The 18,118-nt window shown below is 38.8% G+C and carries 15 protein-coding genes and 1 CRISPR repeat array; of the genes, 11 read left to right on the forward strand and 4 right to left on the reverse strand.

Annotation, left to right across the window (positions count from 1 at the left end; all coding sequences use genetic code 11):
• Positions 1–20 precede the first annotated feature (20 nt).
• Both cas7d and cas5d read left to right on the forward strand, forming a co-directional pair.
• Positions 21–1,055 carry a type I-D CRISPR-associated protein Cas7/Csc2 gene (gene cas7d, locus RMZ43_RS24875; RefSeq protein WP_322653854.1) on the forward strand — a complete coding sequence of 345 codons (1,035 nt, stop codon included), beginning with the start codon at positions 21–23 and terminating at the stop codon, positions 1,053–1,055.
• Positions 1,056–1,060: 5 nt separating this feature from the next.
• Positions 1,061–1,768, forward strand: a complete 708-nt coding sequence (gene cas5d, locus RMZ43_RS24880) for a type I-D CRISPR-associated protein Cas5/Csc1 (RefSeq protein ID WP_322653853.1) — start codon at positions 1,061–1,063, stop codon at positions 1,766–1,768.
• Here the strand turns inward: cas5d and RMZ43_RS24885 are convergent, their stop codons facing one another.
• The gene (locus tag RMZ43_RS24885; RefSeq protein ID WP_322653852.1) at positions 1,769–2,179 is read right to left on the reverse strand and encodes a hypothetical protein; all 411 of its coding nucleotides are present in this window, start codon (positions 2,177–2,179) and stop codon (positions 1,769–1,771) included.
• 109 nt (positions 2,180–2,288) lie between these two features.
• On the opposite strand from RMZ43_RS24885, the gene RMZ43_RS24890 reads away from it, so the two are divergent.
• Genes RMZ43_RS24890 through cas4 form a run of 3 tightly spaced genes read left to right on the forward strand, consistent with a single transcriptional unit; the run spans position 2,289 to position 4,384 of the window.
• Positions 2,289–2,909: a 2OG-Fe(II) oxygenase gene (locus RMZ43_RS24890; RefSeq protein ID WP_174712088.1), complete on the forward strand. Its 621-nt coding sequence runs from the start codon at positions 2,289–2,291 to the stop codon at positions 2,907–2,909.
• Complete coding sequence (gene cas6, locus RMZ43_RS24895) at positions 2,899–3,756, forward strand: CRISPR-associated endoribonuclease Cas6 (protein ID WP_322653851.1); 858 nt, start codon at positions 2,899–2,901, stop codon at positions 3,754–3,756. The genes RMZ43_RS24890 and cas6 overlap by 11 nt, the downstream gene beginning before the upstream one ends.
• Positions 3,757–3,787: 31 nt before the next feature.
• Positions 3,788–4,384 (forward strand): CRISPR-associated protein Cas4, encoded by a 597-nt coding sequence (gene cas4 / locus RMZ43_RS24900; RefSeq protein WP_322653850.1) that lies wholly within the window; start codon positions 3,788–3,790, stop codon positions 4,382–4,384.
• Between the two features lie 118 nt (positions 4,385–4,502).
• Here the strand turns inward: cas4 and RMZ43_RS24905 are convergent, their stop codons facing one another.
• On the reverse strand, positions 4,503–4,670 hold the full coding sequence (locus RMZ43_RS24905) for a hypothetical protein (protein ID WP_322653849.1): 168 nt from the start codon (positions 4,668–4,670) through the stop codon (positions 4,503–4,505).
• Positions 4,671–4,723: 53 nt separating this feature from the next.
• Between RMZ43_RS24905 and cas1d the strand changes: the two genes are divergently transcribed.
• Both cas1d and cas2 read left to right on the forward strand, forming a co-directional pair.
• Positions 4,724–5,728, forward strand: coding sequence for a type I-D CRISPR-associated endonuclease Cas1d (gene cas1d, locus RMZ43_RS24910; RefSeq protein WP_322653848.1), 1,005 nt, complete (start codon positions 4,724–4,726; stop codon positions 5,726–5,728).
• A gap of 40 nt (positions 5,729–5,768) precedes the next feature.
• Positions 5,769–6,056 (forward strand): CRISPR-associated endonuclease Cas2, encoded by a 288-nt coding sequence (gene cas2 / locus RMZ43_RS24915; protein ID WP_322653847.1) that lies wholly within the window; start codon positions 5,769–5,771, stop codon positions 6,054–6,056.
• A gap of 267 nt (positions 6,057–6,323) precedes the next feature.
• Positions 6,324–10,689: a CRISPR direct-repeat array (repeat unit 37 nt; unit sequence ATTGCAATTCATCAAAATCCCTATTAGGGATTGAAAC).
• A gap of 162 nt (positions 10,690–10,851) precedes the next feature.
• On the opposite strand, the gene xth is transcribed toward cas2, so the two are convergent.
• Entirely contained in the window at positions 10,852–11,634 is a 783-nt protein-coding gene (xth, locus tag RMZ43_RS24920; RefSeq protein WP_322652820.1) for an exodeoxyribonuclease III, read from the reverse strand.
• Between the two features lie 455 nt (positions 11,635–12,089).
• On the opposite strand from xth, the gene RMZ43_RS24925 reads away from it, so the two are divergent.
• The 3 genes from RMZ43_RS24925 to RMZ43_RS24935 all read left to right on the forward strand — a co-directional run bounded on the left by RMZ43_RS24925 (position 12,090) and on the right by RMZ43_RS24935 (position 14,664).
• Complete coding sequence (locus RMZ43_RS24925) at positions 12,090–13,160, forward strand: glycosyltransferase family 4 protein (protein ID WP_322652821.1); 1,071 nt, start codon at positions 12,090–12,092, stop codon at positions 13,158–13,160.
• A gap of 56 nt (positions 13,161–13,216) precedes the next feature.
• Positions 13,217–13,405, forward strand: a complete 189-nt coding sequence (locus RMZ43_RS24930) for a hypothetical protein (RefSeq protein ID WP_322652822.1) — start codon at positions 13,217–13,219, stop codon at positions 13,403–13,405.
• 236 nt (positions 13,406–13,641) lie between these two features.
• A complete protein-coding gene (locus tag RMZ43_RS24935) occupies positions 13,642–14,664 on the forward strand; it encodes a zinc-dependent alcohol dehydrogenase (RefSeq protein WP_322652912.1) in 1,023 nt (340 codons plus the stop codon).
• Between the two features lie 167 nt (positions 14,665–14,831).
• Here the strand turns inward: RMZ43_RS24935 and RMZ43_RS24940 are convergent, their stop codons facing one another.
• A complete protein-coding gene (locus RMZ43_RS24940) occupies positions 14,832–16,451 on the reverse strand; it encodes an ArnT family glycosyltransferase (RefSeq protein ID WP_322652823.1) in 1,620 nt (539 codons plus the stop codon).
• 481 nt (positions 16,452–16,932) lie between these two features.
• Between RMZ43_RS24940 and RMZ43_RS24945 the strand changes: the two genes are divergently transcribed.
• Entirely contained in the window at positions 16,933–18,114 is a 1,182-nt protein-coding gene (locus RMZ43_RS24945) for a hypothetical protein (protein ID WP_322652824.1), read from the forward strand.
• The last annotated feature ends 4 nt before the right edge of the window (positions 18,115–18,118 follow it).

Here is an 18,118-nt window from a genome sequence, read left to right on the forward strand (position 1 = left end):
TAAATCGGAGCAATCAAATCATGAAATTCTTGAAAACACTCGATTCTAAATTTTTTCACGATGTAATTCCTGCTAAACCAATGGGCAAATATGCTCATTTCATTACTATTCGGGTTACAGAATCTTATCCTTTATTCCAGACAGATGGTGAACTAAATAAAGCCAGAGTACGTGCTGGAATTGAAAACAAAGAACCTATTAGTCGCTTGGCAATGTTTAAGCGCAAGCAGTCTACACCAGAACGTTTAACGGGTAGAGAATTACTACGTAACTACAAAATTGGTGATGCTGAAAAATGCGACTACAACGTAGATTTCAGCAAAACTACTCCTGACTGTATTCTCTACGGTTTTGCTATTGGTGATTCCGGTTCTGAAAAGTCGAAAGTAGTTGTAGACACAGCGTACTCAATTACACCATTTGACGATTCTCACCTTAACTTTACCCTCAATGCACCTTTTGAAAATGGGACAATGAGCCGTCAAGGGGAAGTAACCAGCCGTATTAATAGTCAAGATCATATCTTACCTCAAGTCTTTTTCCCCAGCATTGTTACGCTGAAAGATCCTACTGAAGCTGGATTTCTCTACGTCTTTAACAATATTCTCAGGACACGCCATTACGGAGCGCAGACTACCCGCACTGGTAGAGTGCGTAATGAGTTAGTTGGAGTCATTTTCGCTGATGGTGAGATTGTTAGTAATCTTCTCTGGACTCAAAAGATATATGACGTAATGAATAATGCAACTCCAAAGCAAATTAATCCTCCCGATCCGCTCAATGAAGACGAGGTTTTAGAGGCGGCTACACAAGCAATTACTGCTCTAATGTCTCAAGAGTGTATTTCTCATACTGATTTTATTGGTGCATCCTTCACACAACTTTTGAGTGAAGTTAAGTCTATTACCAGTGATGAAACTCGGTTGCAAGAAATGTTGAGTCAAGCAAATTCTGAATCATCTGTTTATGCTCAAACATGGGTTCTTAAATCAGGGAAGAAAGACGCTAAGAAAGATACCAAGGTTAATAAAAAAGCTGCTGCTGTCACGGAGTAAGCAAGATGGTGTTTATTTATCGTTGTCAAATAGAACTACATGACAGCCTCTATTACGCAACTCGTGAAATCGGGCGATTGTATGAAACAGAGCCAGTAATTCACAATTACGCTGTTTGTTATGCACTGGGTTTAGTTGATAGCCCAATCTACTCTACTACCGTTGCTGAAGAACATTCTTATCGCTATTTTTGCCCTGAACAAGTGCCAAAATATGAGGAGCATTTAACGCCACTCAATCAACAGCAAATTTATGTAACTCCGGCGCGATCGCTCAATCATTCTTCCATCCTCAACACCTGGAAGTATGCTAACAATAACTACCACGTTGAAATGGAGAAAACACAGAAAAATATCCCTAGTTTTGGCAGAGCAAAAGAAATAGCACCAGAAAGCCGATTTGAGTTTTTTGTCATTTCGCAAAAAGAACTCAAACTACCAAAGTGGATTCGCTTGGGTAAATGGATGAGCAAGGCTGAAGTTACGGTTGAACCATTACCGAAACATAAAATTTATGAAGGTATATTCACTTGTACACATCCATTAAATCCTTTAGATGTTATGTTCACTAATCAAGTGATTAGCTATGATGTTGTGAATATGCCTCCAGTTAGCTTAATTCAGAATGTCCAAATGCGAGGGCAATACTATCAATTTGATGGCATTCAAAACTTAAAAATTCCAGTTCAAATAGAATATCGCTTTCGGAGTTAACTACTTTCCAAAGCCTTTACTACGGCTTTTATTTTTTCGAGGCTCTATCGTCATTAACTCGGCTTTAAAACCTCTATAATTTTGCAACATTAACTTACGTATTCGCTGGCGTTGGTAAATCTGCACTTCAGCAGCTAGAAGATGATTATGATCAATCTTTAGATGAGTAATAGAAGAAACATATTTTTCTTCACTTTCGGGATTATTTGGCTCTTTTAGTCCGCACATAATCCCGCCTTCATCTCCTGAATAGCCAACGAAATCAATTTCAAATTCTCTGTTTGGATCGGCGTTTACCCCTTTTTGCTTTAATGTCTTCAAAAACTGTTTGCCGGCTCGTGCTTTAATGGGTAAGTTCTCTTTGAGTTTTTCAGTTAGCGCCTTGGCTGCATTGTAATCATCAATTCTCATTGGTCTTTCTTGCTATGTAGTTTTTCTTACTTAAAAGAATACTACTATCATCACTCGACAGTCTTTAAAATTTTAGATACCACATTCAGCGATCGCTCCTCTATCCCTCGTGAAACACTATCAACAACAAACCAACGCCTTCCCCAGCGATTACCTAAACAACTTGTGGGGAGAAATCCAAGCTTGTCCTTACTTTGCTATCAACAACCTCAACCGCGATTTTGTCGCCACCAAAGGATTTTCTGTAGTATTTCAGCGTTCTGGATTAGCAAAAGTAGAACAGCAGTTTCCCTACTTCAAGCCTTACCTAGATTTGGCTCTCCAACCAAGTTGTAATGCTTTTTACCTCAATCCTTTACAACTCAAAGAAGGCTCCCGCGTCGATCCGCATATTGATCGCTCCTTGCGTTCATACTCCAAAACCATTGAACCGCCTGCGGTTGTGAGCGTTCTCTATGTGCGCGTACCTGCGGATATGGAAGGAGGAGAACTGGTATTGCGATCGCACAAACGCCAACTTGGGCAAATTAAGCCCCAATTCAATACTTTGGTTTATTTTCAAGGTGATTTAACTCATTCGGTTAACGCTGTCAAAACCCCAGGAAATCGCTTAAGTCTCGTTTGCGAACAGTATAGTTTGAGTGATGCTGAACTCCAGGAAATTCCTGAGTTTACTGTAGAGTCAAGAATCACTCAGTCTACAACCAAAAAAAGAAAGTATGCCTCATAGTTTAGTGTTGAATTTGCTACCTCAATCGCCCATTCCACCACAGTATCTCACAGGTAGACATCTCCACGCCCTATTTTTAACCCTTGTTAGTTCTGTAGATAAAGAATTAGGCGATCGCTTGCACGATTCCACCGCAGATAAAGCTTTTACCCTCTCTCCCTTACAAATTAATTCCTTCCTTTTGAAGGGGGTTAAGGCGGGATCTAAATTGCAATACTCACATCAACAAACCATTCCCGCCGGAACACCTTGTTGGTGGCGCATCTCTTTATTAGATGACACTCTATTTGGCAAACTTACTCAACTTTGGCTAAATCTTAATCCCAATCGCCCTTGGCATCTTGGCCCGGCTGACTTGTATATTACCAGCATTCAAGGCACACCCCAATCTAGTCAACCTTGGGCAAATGCTAGTACTTATGCTCAATTATACGAAGAAGCTAGCGATGTCTGCGACGGGCTACGCCTACGCAATTCTTCCATAAACCTTACCTTTTCCACGCCTACCGCCTTCCGTCAAGGACAGTATGATACTACCCTTCCTACCAGAGAATCTGTTTTCAATTCCCTACTTTCACGGTGGAATAAATACAGTGGCATAGAATTTTCTCAGATTGCGATCGAGTCAATATTTCCCTCATTTGTCAATATTCACACAGAAATATTAGTTGACTCCCGCAGCAAATTTATTGGCATTATTGGCGAAGTTACCTATAAGATTTTGGGAGAAATTAAACCCATACAAATTAAGCAACTTAATGCTTTAGCTAATTTTGCTTTGTATGCAGGAGTTGGTCGCAAAACAACTATGGGGATGGGAATGACGCGACGGCTGTATTATCCCTAATTTCAATAATCATTTAAAAACAATCTAACTTATGAATCAAACTGAATATATTTCCATTGCGGCATTGAATCAATATGCTTATTGCCCGCATCGCTGTTGGAGGATGTTTTGTGCAGGGGAATTTACCGATAATCAATACACAATTGAAGGTACAACTTTGCACGATCGCGTCCACACCACAAGCGATATCCAGCGAGGAGAAACTTGGCAAATTAGAGCAATTTGGCTGAAGTCTGAGCAATACAAACTCATCGGCAAATCTGATTTAATTGAAGCCGAATCTGGTCAAGTTTACCCAGTGGAATACAAACGAGGACGCAAAGGCGAATGGGATAACGATGAGTTGCAAGTTTGTGCCCAAGCCTTATGTTTAGAAGAGATGACAGGACAACCTGTAACTACTGGATATATCTATTATGCCCACTCCCATCAACGGCAATTAGTAGAGATTAATGCAGAGTTACGGCAAAGTGCGATCGCAACTATTGAATCCGTCACAAATCTCCTAGAAACAGGAGCAATGCCAAAACCAGTTTACAGCAAACGCTGTCAAGGATGCAGTCTTCATTCGCAATGTTTGCCCAAAGCAACTGATAAAGTCAAAAATTATCAAGAAGTTAATTTTTGAAAATTATCTTGGCTCATAAAATTTCCTACTACATCCACATACCTAACTGATGCGAATTTCTTTAAAGTTTGCATAGGTGGACTTTGTTTGTGTATGAGTTTTCATTTATATGACAAATTTAAAGTCCCTTAACCTGCATCTTTGTTGCATTGACCTGCATCTTGGTTGTATCGACCTGCATGTTTGTTGCATTGATTTTCACCTTTATTGCATTGACTTGCACCTTTGATGTATCAAGCTGCACCTTTATTGTATCGACCTGCATCTTTGATGTATCAAGCTGCATCTTTGTTGCATCGACTTGAGTTTGACAATTTTCAATTAATTAAGGATTAAATCATGGGAACACTTTACGTAACACAAGCCGATGCTTTTATCGGTAAAGTTGACGAACGTCTCACTGTCAAAGCTGAACAAAAAACAATCTTGGATATCCCTTTAATTAAAATAGAGGGAATTGTAGTACTAGGACGGGCTACTATTTCTCCCGCCGTCGTTAATGAACTTTTAGAACGTCACATTTGTTTAACATTTCTCACACAAAACGGACGATATTTAGGGCGTTTAGAACCAGAAGCTACTAAAAATATCTTTGTTCGTAAAGCCCAATGGCAAGCTGTGGGAGAATCAGAACCAGCAATACATTTAGTCAGAGGATTTGTCCGGGGTAAATTAAAAAATTACCGCCATAGCTTACTTCGCACTCAACGAGAATATCCTGATACTGACCTGAATAATAACATCACTCGATTAGAAAACGCGATCGCACCAATCGAAAAAACTAGCAGTATTGATTCCCTCAGAGGTTTAGAAGGTGCTGGTAGTGCAGCCTATTTCGGTTCCTTTCAACAGCTAATCAAAACCTCAGAATTTCAATTTGAAGCCAGACGCCGCCGCCCACCAACCGATCCAGTTAATGCGTTATTGAGTTTTGGGTATTCATTGCTACGTCATGATGTGCAAAGTGCTTTAAATATTGTCGGCTTCGATCCTTATTTAGGATACTTACACATTGAGCGTTATGGTAGACCTTCCCTAGCTTTGGACTTGATGGAAGAATTTCGTCCTTTAATAGTGGATGCTGTAGTTTTGTCGCTGATTAACAAGCGATCGCTAACCCTAACTGACTTTACCACCGAACCGCTCAGTGGTGCTGTGACTTTAACCAAAGAAGGACTGCATACATTCCTTCGCGCCTACCAACAAAAGAAACTATCGAGTTTCAAACATCCAGTTATGGGAAATAAATGCACCTACCAAGAAGCCTTTGAAATTCAGGCGAGGTTATTAAGTAAGTATCTCATGAACGAAATTGATAAATATCCCCCCTTAATTCTTAAGTAATTATTCATTCTCTCCCATCTCCCCACTCCCCATTCCCTCCATGTATATTGTTGTCAGCTACGACATTCCAGAAGATAAACGTCGGACTAAAATCCATTCTGTTCTCAAATCTTACGGACAATGGATGCAACTGAGTGTGTTTGAGTGCGATATCACTCTCACTCAGTATGCTAAACTGCGATCGCGTTTATCTAAATTGATTAAACCCGACACTGATAGTGTGCGCTTTTATTTTCTCTGTGGCTGTTGTCAGCGAAAAGTCGAACGCATTGGCGGAGAACAGCCACGAGACGAAACAATTTTCTTTGCTGAGTCTTCTTCTGGCTAGCTTTCTGCATCTCAAATGCGCGGAAGGGTAGGTGTACAAATTCCACAGCACCAAAAAATGCTTCTATCCCAACTCCAGTAAGGCTTTCAACCTATTGGTCGCCTAATCCTCATCCGCGCAATCTCTGAAATGCTTATCAAAATACGATTTCAGCCTTTAAATTTTCCTGGCGCTCTTTCCAAACAAATTCTCTAATGCTATGATTGCCCTTGAATCGCGCAACCGCACCTTGAAAACTAAATATAGCTTAGGTTTTAGGCTCCCGCTATTGCAATTCATCAAAATCCCTATTAGGGATTGAAACGTTTCCATGCCACAGTATAGATTCAAGATTAAAGCATTGCAATTCATCAAAATCCCTATTAGGGATTGAAACTTGAAAGAACTTGCAATTCAAGAGGGTGTAGGTATTGCAATTCATCAAAATCCCTATTAGGGATTGAAACGCTGATAAATGTATGCCTGGTATTGTAGGGTGGATTGCAATTCATCAAAATCCCTATTAGGGATTGAAACAATCCCAAAGTACTGGCTATACCAACAGTTGACGATTGCAATTCATCAAAATCCCTATTAGGGATTGAAACGTGCCACTGCTTGCCGCAATTCTTCAGCTTTTTGATTGCAATTCATCAAAATCCCTATTAGGGATTGAAACTAACCCTTGATCAATTCCTCAACACCTAATAACATTGCAATTCATCAAAATCCCTATTAGGGATTGAAACAGCTATTTTTTCCCTGTAAATCTGAAAGTCTAAAAATTGCAATTCATCAAAATCCCTATTAGGGATTGAAACGTATAAATCTGTTAGATTGACTGCCTATTGCTTAATTGCAATTCATCAAAATCCCTATTAGGGATTGAAACAGCACCCGCTCGATTGAAGATTTTTATACGCTGAATTGCAATTCATCAAAATCCCTATTAGGGATTGAAACAGTGAAATAACCCAAATGGCTGATGATTTAAAAGCATTGCAATTCATCAAAATCCCTATTAGGGATTGAAACATGGTACAGGGCAAATCTCGCGCTAACTCTCAAGTATTGCAATTCATCAAAATCCCTATTAGGGATTGAAACTAGTTTTCTGCCACAAATCAGATGACATTTTGCGATTGCAATTCATCAAAATCCCTATTAGGGATTGAAACTTGTAATTGGCTGAGGTGCGATCGCGCCAGGTTTATTGCAATTCATCAAAATCCCTATTAGGGATTGAAACGCCTACAGCCTGTAGACGGACTGTAGGCAAACTGTATTGCAATTCATCAAAATCCCTATTAGGGATTGAAACATAAATACTTACTTCCAGTGATTTAGCTAAGTTACAAATTGCAATTCATCAAAATCCCTATTAGGGATTGAAACGCCACTCCCGCCAGTTCGGGTAATGGTAGATAAAATTGCAATTCATCAAAATCCCTATTAGGGATTGAAACTATTTAAACTAAATTGAAAATTAAAGGCAACGGGCAAGATTGCAATTCATCAAAATCCCTATTAGGGATTGAAACTCAAATGATAGATATTTATCCGCCCAATCGAGATAATTGCAATTCATCAAAATCCCTATTAGGGATTGAAACAGGAAATCCCCCTGTAGCATCCCAGCAAGGGGCGATTGCAATTCATCAAAATCCCTATTAGGGATTGAAACCGATGACTTCCCCAGGAAATGCATCATCTCGCTGCTATTGCAATTCATCAAAATCCCTATTAGGGATTGAAACTCAACACCTGAAGCTGCTGCTGCTGAAGAAGCTTATTGCAATTCATCAAAATCCCTATTAGGGATTGAAACTTAAATTTGAACTAATCATAACTAAAAGTTATCTAAATTGCAATTCATCAAAATCCCTATTAGGGATTGAAACAACTGCATTATCAGTAAACAAGCTATTTAATCTACTTGCATTGCAATTCATCAAAATCCCTATTAGGGATTGAAACTCTTCTTTAGATTCTCCCGCCGGGGCGGAAGTTATTGCAATTCATCAAAATCCCTATTAGGGATTGAAACTAGGAGAGCCTCTATCTTGTTTGTAATGTTCAGCGCGAAATTGCAATTCATCAAAATCCCTATTAGGGATTGAAACTCCAAGTACGATAAAAAACTTGGGATGCCTAGAATGTATATGAATTGCAATTCATCAAAATCCCTATTAGGGATTGAAACTTCGTTTACAAGAGAAACCACTTGTAACCCTCCTGCTGTATTGCAATTCATCAAAATCCCTATTAGGGATTGAAACAAAACACAACCAACGAATTACGCGCACGACTAGAAATTGCAATTCATCAAAATCCCTATTAGGGATTGAAACATTACCCAGTATTGGCATCATCCCCCCGTATAATATTGCAATTCATCAAAATCCCTATTAGGGATTGAAACGAATTGAATAAATTACTGCTAGTGCTAGTACTAGCATTGCAATTCATCAAAATCCCTATTAGGGATTGAAACTTTTAGATAGCACGGGAGTATCCCATCCTCTATCAAATTGCAATTCATCAAAATCCCTATTAGGGATTGAAACAACTTTGCAGTTATAAGCGACATCTCCCATTTCAGAAGCATTGCAATTCATCAAAATCCCTATTAGGGATTGAAACTTGCAATGAGAGCATCACCAAGCTAATTTACCCAAATTGCAATTCATCAAAATCCCTATTAGGGATTGAAACGATTACAGTTGGCACGAGAAATAGAAATATATATTGCAATTCATCAAAATCCCTATTAGGGATTGAAACTCATACTTTTTACCATTAAGCCGATCTAAAAACTCGCATTGCAATTCATCAAAATCCCTATTAGGGATTGAAACATAATTTAGCTATATTTGATAATTTTTATTTATACATTGCAATTCATCAAAATCCCTATTAGGGATTGAAACATTGATGATGATTTTGAGGACGATGAAATTTATGATTGCAATTCATCAAAATCCCTATTAGGGATTGAAACTATTGAGTATACTTTGACTTCTCCCCGGTCTAAAGATTGCAATTCATCAAAATCCCTATTAGGGATTGAAACATTTTTGTACGAGGAATTAAGTCTATATAAACATGATTGCAATTCATCAAAATCCCTATTAGGGATTGAAACACAAATCCTAACGCTCCTATTGGCGTTGGCGGAGATTGCAATTCATCAAAATCCCTATTAGGGATTGAAACTTTTCCTTTTGCAGTATTAAAAAATGAGCAGATAGATTGCAATTCATCAAAATCCCTATTAGGGATTGAAACTGGGAAATACTTTTGATTGACATCGGACTTGAATTGATTGCAATTCATCAAAATCCCTATTAGGGATTGAAACTTTAGTAGCAGATGCAAATGCAATACCAAGACTTTCAATTGCAATTCATCAAAATCCCTATTAGGGATTGAAACTTTAAGCGGTTTACAAGGGTAGAGTTGCTTAATTCATTGCAATTCATCAAAATCCCTATTAGGGATTGAAACAAAGGAGGTCTGATGCTAGCAATTCGATAGCTTGCAATATTGCAATTCATCAAAATCCCTATTAGGGATTGAAACCTTCTGCCCAATTATCAAAATCAAAATCTGATTCAATTGCAATTCATCAAAATCCCTATTAGGGATTGAAACACAAGTGTAGAGAGTAGCAGGGGCAATCTAAGTGAATTGCAATTCATCAAAATCCCTATTAGGGATTGAAACAAATCAGACCAAATGACGACATGGCTAGGAAATTATTGCAATTCATCAAAATCCCTATTAGGGATTGAAACATCAAATTAACAATTCCTAAAGCTATAGCAATCAATTGCAATTCATCAAAATCCCTATTAGGGATTGAAACTTTTAACAATCACTTCTTTGACATAAGGAAATTTCATTGCAATTCATCAAAATCCCTATTAGGGATTGAAACAAGAATTGGCTTACCAAAGCTAGTAGCATAAAGAATTGCAATTCATCAAAATCCCTATTAGGGATTGAAACTTATTAGCTCCCATTTTACCAAATATCAAAGATGCATTGCAATTCATCAAAATCCCTATTAGGGATTGAAACTAGAATTGTTCGTCGAGCCAATCGAGTAAATTGTTATTGCAATTCATCAAAATCCCTATTAGGGATTGAAACATTAATGGGGCTTCTGAAGGTATTAAGCAACCACATTGCAATTCATCAAAATCCCTATTAGGGATTGAAACGTTAATCCCTAATGGGTTTAGCTGACTTTGGATTTTGATTGCAATTCATCAAAATCCCTATTAGGGATTGAAACCGCATTCGTTATGTGCCTCATCGCAGGGCTAGCGATTGCAATTCATCAAAATCCCTATTAGGGATTGAAACGAATGGTAGCGTTGTTAACCCTGCCACTGTATTTATTGCAATTCATCAAAATCCCTATTAGGGATTGAAACATAACGTGCGAAGGCCCTACCAGATAAACTAAAGATTGCAATTCATCAAAATCCCTATTAGGGATTGAAACTCTTATCATATACAGCTAAAGAATCACAATGAATTGCAATTCATCAAAATCCCTATTAGGGATTGAAATAATCTCTTGGATCTGGGAAGTATCCGAGCGCTGACATTGCAATTCATCAAAATCCCTATTAGGGATTAAAACCATATTGTCATGTACCCAAAAATCTTTAGTCTACTTCAGTAGACTTTAGCTATTAGCCTTGAACTTTAGTTCCAGGCGGGTGAATCAGCTAACAGTTAAGCTACTTTTAGCTTAAGTTGACACTTATGGGCAATGCCATTGCCCAATACCTAATACCCCCATTCAAAATTCCACAATTACCGGCGTATGGTCGCTAGGTTGCTCTAATTTCCTGGGCGCGACATCGATAATGCAACTTGTAGCACGCTCATACAGAATAGGTGTGAGATAGTGATGGTCAATCCGCCAACCTAAGTTGCGACGGAAGGCGGCGGCGCGATAATCCCACCAGCTATAATTTCCGCCTTCTGTAGTGAATTTGCGAAAAGCATCAGCAAATCCCAATTTTAGGATATCCCGTAAGGCTTGGCGCTCCGCTTCTGTTGCCATAATGTGATTTTCTGTACTCACTTGCTCGTGAATATCCTTATCTTCTAGGGCGATGTTAAAATCACCGCACACACAAATTGCAGGTTCTGACAACACCAACAATCGCAAATACTCGTGTAGTGCTGTTAACCAGCGCATTTTGTATTCATATTTTTCAGTTCCGACTGCTGCACCATTGGGAACATATAAGTTAACAATCCGAATACCATCAATTACACCTGTAATCACTCGCTTTTGCTCATCCCATTCGTGGTGTAAATCTGGCAAAATCGCCCTAAACCCTCTACTTACGTCTACGAGTGGCTGGCGACTAATTATGGCTACGCCGTTATAAGATTTTTGTCCTGATACATAAAGGTTATAGCCTAACTGCTCAAAAGGCGATCGCGGAAACTCGGCATCCACAACTTTGGTTTCTTGTAAGCAGAGAACATCAACAGGATTGGCAGTTAACCAATCGATAACCTGTTCTAGACGAGTGCGAATTGAGTTGACATTCCAAGTAGCGATTTTCATTAGTTATCAGAATTTTTTGTAAATTAATAATTACAAATTATGTAATTATTGTACAGTTACTTAATATTTATAATTTCTGTTCCATTTACCAATTACATTTAAACCAAGCTTTAATGGCTTGATCCCATTGGATATTTTAGTAGTTTTAGCTACAAAATATTCCTTTTTGTAAGTTCTACTACAAAATATTCTACCTCGTTATGATCCCCAAGGCAGATGCAACAAGTGATTGATTTACTCTAAGTTAGAAAGATAGCTCAGAGTTGAGTTTAGCCGATAGTCCATTAGATTTGTCGGTAAAAAATTTCCAGTACGATTAACCATTACTGCGCTTTTCGTAGCTTGTTAGGTTAATTTAAATGTCAAAAGAGTAAGTACAAATACTCTCTCCTCATACAATAATGATGCAACTCATTATATTGAGGAGAATTTGATAGACTGAACCAAAAAAACTTATGAAAATCGCTCAAGTTGCCCCCTTATGGGAAAGGGTTCCCCCTCCTAATTATGGAGGAATAGAACTGGTAGTGAGTCGCTTGACTGATGAACTTGTTCGTCGCGGTCATGAGGTAACCTTATTTGCCTCTGGCGATTCTCAAACTTTGGCTTATTTAGAAGCAGTTTATCCACAGGCATTGCGCTTAGATCCAAATATCAAAGAGTATGCAGTGTACGAAATGCTAGAACTAAGCCAAGTTTACCAGAGTGCTGCCCAATTCGATATTATCCATTCCCATGTAGGGATTTCGGCATTACCTTTAGCGAGTTTGATAACAGCAACTTCTACAGTGCATACCCTGCACAATCATTTTACAAGGGATAACCGCCACCTATTCAACCACCATAAAAAGCAACCTTATGTCAGCATTAGTAACTCGCAGCGTCAAATCGATCTCAATTATATTGACACGATTTATAACGGAATTGAGCTAGCAGATTATCCATTTGTAGCCCAACCTTCAGAACCGCCGTATTTGGCATTTTTAGGTCGTTTTTCGCCAGAGAAAGGGCCACAACATGCGATCGCTATTGCTAAACAGAGTGGTTTACGCTTGAAGATGGCAGGAAAGGTTGATGTTCAAGACTCTAAGTTTTTTGAACAAGAGATTGCCCCCCTCATAGATAGTCAGCAAATTGAATATTTAGGCGAAATCAACCACGTCGAAAAGACTGAACTTCTGGGCAATGCTGCCATAACTCTTTTCCCCATTAGTTGGCAAGAACCTTTTGGGTTAGTAATGATTGAATCAATGGCAACTGGTACACCAGTAATTGCCATGAATTTCGGCTCTGTACCTGAAGTGATTGTTCAGGGTAAAACAGGTTTTATCTGCAAAAGCTATGCAGAAATGGCGGCAATGATTCCATTAGCTTTGGAACTCAATCGTCAAACCTGTAGAAAACACGTAGAAAACAACTTTAGCGTTAGCCAAATGGTTAACGGATATGAAGCTGTTTACAGACAAATTATTAAAGACCGCATAGAATCGAATGGCTGCATTTGTGCAGGTAACATTCAGTTTTAATCAACTGTTTTTTTTATCCAACTTAAACAATAATTTTTTTTTAGGAGGACATTGGTATGAGTACGAGAGCCAACACCTGCCCATGCTGCGGTGGTTCCCTCCTGCGCCATGTACGACATGGTGAACTATATTGGTTTTGCCTGTCGTGCCGACAAGAAGTACCGCTATTAACTGCTACTCGTTTGCCTAATGTGGTGGAAACCCGGAATACCGGAGTAGTTCCACAGCCTGCGGTAAATTCTTAGTTTGACGGCATTTTAGATTAATAAAAGCCTACTAGAAATCAAAACTAATTTACTTTAAACCTATCAACTAGTGGTTTTTCTCATTAGTTACAAGGAGTAAACAAGTTCGTAGTAAAGACTTTAGTCCTGGATTTTTAAGCACTGAAGTGCTTACTATAAACTCATTAAGATTAATGAGACAGACCATTAGCTTCAACTGATAAAATCGGATGGAGCTAATTAATAGGTTTAAAGCTTTGTTAGCAGCATTACTTTATGGGCAAGAAAATTTCCGCTTAGAGCAAGTTCCTGACCCCACTCCGGCGGCTGGCGAAGTTGTAATTCAAGTGGGGGCAGCAACAACTTGTGGTACAGATTTAAAAGTCTGGCGGCGTGGTGGTCATGCCAAAATGCTGATACCACCAACGCTGTTTGGTCATGAAGGGGCTGGGCAAATTGTTGCCTTGGGTGCAGGGGTTACAAATTGGCAAGTAGGCGATCGCATCGTCGCTAATAATTCAGCCCCATGCATGAAATGCTTTTTTTGTCAACGTCAAGAGTATTCATTATGTCCGAATTTGACATGGAATAATGGGACTTTTGCGGAATACTTGAAAATTCCTGCACCGATAGTGCAGCATAATTTATTGCAAATTCCCGATGAGTTGCCGTGGGAATTGGCAGCCATGACGGAACCCCTAGCTTGTGTATTGCATGGTATCGCCCGTTCTAACGTCAAAGCCAAAGATAAAGTGGTCGTCTTAGGGGATGGAGCGATCGGGTTGATGTTTGTGGCAGCGTTGAGTGAGAAAGCTGAGGTGTTGCTGTGGGGAGGTAATCACCACAGGCTAGAAATTGGTCAAAAATTGGGTGCAGCCCAGACTTTTAACTATCATCAAATTCCAGAAATTCCCAGTGTGGTGAAAGAACTTACCCAAGGATGGGGCGCAGATGTAGTGATTGAAGCAACAGGTGTACCAAGTGTTTGGGAAACTGCGATCGCCTGTGCCCGTCCTGGTGCAACAGTCAACTTATTCGGTGGATGTCCACGGGATACCAGCATTACTGTCAACACAGAACAGCTACACTACAGCGAACTAACTATTAAAGGCGTGTTTCATAATACACCAAAGTATGTGCAGGAGGCGCTGGCGCTGATCGCTAGTCGCAAAATTCCCTTTGAGTTACTTATTAGTGAGCAACGGCCATTAAAAGATTTAGAACAGGTATTTTGTAAGATGAAGGCGCGTCAGGCAATTAAGGTAGCAATGATTCCTTAGTTTTTAGGATGGTACAGCAGATGCTTTGGGTTTAGGTAAACAATGTACAAAATGTGGACAATAAAGGCGATCGCCAGATGTGGAATTAGGGAGTGGTGAAGCAGGGGGAAATTCCTCTCCTCTGAACCCTTCCCCTTGCCCCTCTGCCTCTTCCCAATGCCCAAAATTTAAAGACGATTAGTATCTTTTGTAACTAACTTCCAGCCTTCAGCTTCGTCAACTAGCTTCATTGACTCTAGTTCGAGATTGTTGAAAGCAGATGCATGAAGGAGAAAGTAAGGTTGCCCGTTGTAGTGCCAATAATATTCAAGTTCGCCAACAGAAGCGGGAATGATGGTGCGATCGCTATAAAAATCCAACGAGGGACGATGATAAGGAAAAGATGTGTAAATTTTCCTCGTAGCTGGATTTGCCCGCACGATCATCGCGGCGACTGGTTTAACTGGATAAGCTTCAGATAATTCCCAAACCCAATAGTTAGATTTCATTAACAGTAGCAACGAAATATAACTTCCCCAAAACAAAATCTTCAGAAATTGCCCATCACCTCGTTCGGCCAAAATAGCTGCTAAAGTCATAGTTAAAGCTACTGCGGCAAAAATCAGTTGTAAGTCTGTTTTCGGTGTTGTACCCCAACTGAAATAAATACTACCAGCAGAAGCGGCTACAGCAAGTATCGCCAAACCAGCAACCCAAGCACGGGGATAAGATGAGAGTAAAGGCGAATTTTCTGTATCTGATAATTGGATACCAAAAGCTAAAGCTAAACTAGGATAAATTGGGAATAAATACCAGGGAACTTTGGTAATCATGAAAGAAATTACCAACAGATAAACACCACTCCACGCCATTACTAGTTTTGCCCAACTAAGGTTGCGATTTTCCCAAGTTAAGCGGATAGTTTGCGGTAAGAATAATAGCCACGGCCATGTGTATTTGAGAAGTTCAATAACGTAGTACCAAGGTGGTTCAGGATTAGTTTCTACAAATGAGCCAATTCGGCCTAGTGATGGGTTTACAAGGCCAACTTGGGCGAAAGTGTAACCATAGTGAATTAATTGGGCACTATACCAAGTAGCTACAGGCAGAATACCAATTACGATTGCTATCCACAGATAGTAACAAGTGAGCAGTCGTGGCGTATCCCAAAACAAAAATACGATCGCGATCGCACCTAGTAATACGCCTAATAATCCTTGAGTAAGGCAAATTAGCCCAAAACTAATCCCAACACCAAGGCAATAGCGTAAATCTCGGCGCGATCGTAACACGCACAACATCATCACCATCAAAAAACTTACCATCGCCCCATCCAACATTGCCAACCGCCCATGACGCACCACCGGTAGCATTGTTAAATAAATCAACGCGCTATAAATAGCAGCCCAACGTTGGCGAAATATCTCACGAGCAATGCAATACAGTAGAGGTACAGATGTCGCTGTTAAAATTGCTCCAGGCAGGCGCGTTGTCAACTCATTTTCGCCTCCTAAAGAATAAGCCCAAGCAATTAGCAAATGCATCAAAGGCGGCTTGTTATGATATGGTTCACCTCCTAACGTTGGGTAAAGCCAACGCATTGATCCTGCTGGAGCGTGCCAAATTTCACGAGCAACCTGTGCCACAGTCCCTTCATCCCAATCTCGCAACGGCAATCCTCCCAGATTGATGCTAAACAATAACACTGCTGCCAATAGCAATATTATTAGCCATACCCAATCAATCCATTTGCCAACCGTGCGATGCTGTTTTTCTAGAGGACTCCAAATAAAGCTTCCTTCTTGCATATTCTATGTTAATCATTTTACTTTCTGGTTTGATTACATAGAGACATCTAGCGAATCTCCAATGTTGTCACCCAGTAACAACGTATTTATTAACAATTGCTAGTTTCCAAGATTAACTCAAGTTTCTCTAATTAGCCCTATTTTTTGAAAAATTTATATTGGTTACTTAAATAACATTTTAGCTGACAAATGATAAAAATAATACAACCAATAAATTATTTGTTACCTTTTTAACAGTCCGTAAATTAACTTGTATTTATTTGAATGTAACACTTGATTTAATTTTTATATACCTAAATTTTATCTAATTAAATTTTAATTCAGTTTAGTTAACGTTAAAACTACAAGCGTTTTTAATTAAACAATTTTCATAATTTTAAATTTAGTTAAGTAATGATGTAATTAAATTATCTATGTTATAAAATCTTATCAAAATATTTTTTAAAAGAATAAACTTCAATAAAATTATGGGAGTCTGTGAATGAATTTACCTGTAGTTGTGGATATTGCTATTGGTTTAGTTGTGATTTACTTGATTTTGAGCCTGATAGCTTCTGAAATTCAAGAGCTAATTTCTACATGTTTACAATGGAGAGCTAAACATTTAAAAAAATCAATTGAATTACTTTTAGCAGGTGGTAGCGAAACTGAAGACTCAGATATTACTAAAGCAGAAAACTTGGTAAATAAGCTTTATAATGATCCTTTAATTAATACCTTGAATCAACAAGCCAAGGGGAAAATAGAAACGCAGCTTCGGGTAATTAGCAAAAGTATCGATACAAACGGACTAGAAGAAAAACAAAGCGGCCCTTCATATCTTCCTTCGGAAACATTTGCAATTACTTTATTAGATGCCTTAAAAATTCCCCAGCTACTTAATCATGTTAAACATCCTAGTGAAGATGATAAAACTAATTTATCTATAATATTAGCATTATACAAAGAACTTAAAATAGGTGTTAATAATCAAGATAGTGAAGAATACAAAAAAATTAAAGCAATTTATGGAGATATTGATCAAAAGTTTATAGATTTTGTTAATAAAGATTTGCCGGATGATGTACCTGATAATTTAATTAAGAGTCTTAGCGTGCTTGCTCAACGGAGTAGAATAAAGATTAACGACCTCACCGAAGAGATGAATCAGTTTCAAAATGAAGTGGAAACATGGTTTGATCGCTCTATGGATCGAGCTAGTGGCGTTTATAAGCGCAATGCAAAAGGAGTTGCAATTTTAATTGGGATATCAGTTGCCATATTCACCAATACTGATACATTTCACCTAGTTAGTAGATTGTCGCAGGATTCGGCTATTCGCTCTGCTATTACTCAAAGTGCAAGTCAACGAGCCGATTTTATCAATGATCCAGAAGCCAGAAGGCAAATTGAGAAACTTTTAGGAGATGCTTCTGTTCCCATTGGATGGCAAAATATCAATAAGCAGTTTGAGTTATTAGATGTTGAAGACTCGAATAGCAAAAAGGTTGTCTTAATTAGAATTTGGCAGGGTTGGAAATTAATTTGCGGTTGGATTGTGAGTGGTTTAGCTATTGCGATGGGTGCGCCTTTTTGGTTTGATATCCTGAATAAACTTGTCAATGTGCGAAATGCAGGACCAAAACCTGTTGCGTATACTAAGGATCGACCATCTCAGAAATAACATT

Origin of the sequence: Nostoc sp. CmiVER01 (genome assembly GCF_034531135.2) — a bacterium.
Classification (GTDB): Bacteria; Cyanobacteriota; Cyanobacteriia; order Cyanobacteriales; family Nostocaceae; genus Nostoc.

What these genes read in the sequence shown, in the direction of transcription:
- cas7d (WP_322653854.1), top strand. Translation starts at nt 21, where the DNA reads ATGAAATTCTTGAAAACACTCGATTCTAAATTTTTTCACGATGTAATT.
- cas5d (WP_322653853.1), top strand. Translation starts at nt 1,061, where the DNA reads ATGGTGTTTATTTATCGTTGTCAAATAGAACTACATGACAGCCTCTAT.
- RMZ43_RS24885 (WP_322653852.1), bottom strand. Translation starts at nt 2,179, where the DNA reads ATGAGAATTGATGATTACAATGCAGCCAAGGCGCTAACTGAAAAACTC.
- cas6 (WP_322653851.1), top strand. Translation starts at nt 2,899, where the DNA reads ATGCCTCATAGTTTAGTGTTGAATTTGCTACCTCAATCGCCCATTCCA.
- cas4 (WP_322653850.1), top strand. Translation starts at nt 3,788, where the DNA reads ATGAATCAAACTGAATATATTTCCATTGCGGCATTGAATCAATATGCT.
- RMZ43_RS24905 (WP_322653849.1), bottom strand. Translation starts at nt 4,670, where the DNA reads ATGCAGCTTGATACATCAAAGATGCAGGTCGATACAATAAAGGTGCAG.
- cas1d (WP_322653848.1), top strand. Translation starts at nt 4,724, where the DNA reads ATGGGAACACTTTACGTAACACAAGCCGATGCTTTTATCGGTAAAGTT.
- cas2 (WP_322653847.1), top strand. Translation starts at nt 5,769, where the DNA reads ATGTATATTGTTGTCAGCTACGACATTCCAGAAGATAAACGTCGGACT.
- xth (WP_322652820.1), bottom strand. Translation starts at nt 11,634, where the DNA reads ATGAAAATCGCTACTTGGAATGTCAACTCAATTCGCACTCGTCTAGAA.
- RMZ43_RS24925 (WP_322652821.1), top strand. Translation starts at nt 12,090, where the DNA reads ATGAAAATCGCTCAAGTTGCCCCCTTATGGGAAAGGGTTCCCCCTCCT.
- RMZ43_RS24930 (WP_322652822.1), top strand. Translation starts at nt 13,217, where the DNA reads ATGAGTACGAGAGCCAACACCTGCCCATGCTGCGGTGGTTCCCTCCTG.
- RMZ43_RS24940 (WP_322652823.1), bottom strand. Translation starts at nt 16,451, where the DNA reads ATGCAAGAAGGAAGCTTTATTTGGAGTCCTCTAGAAAAACAGCATCGC.
- RMZ43_RS24945 (WP_322652824.1), top strand. Translation starts at nt 16,933, where the DNA reads ATGAATTTACCTGTAGTTGTGGATATTGCTATTGGTTTAGTTGTGATT.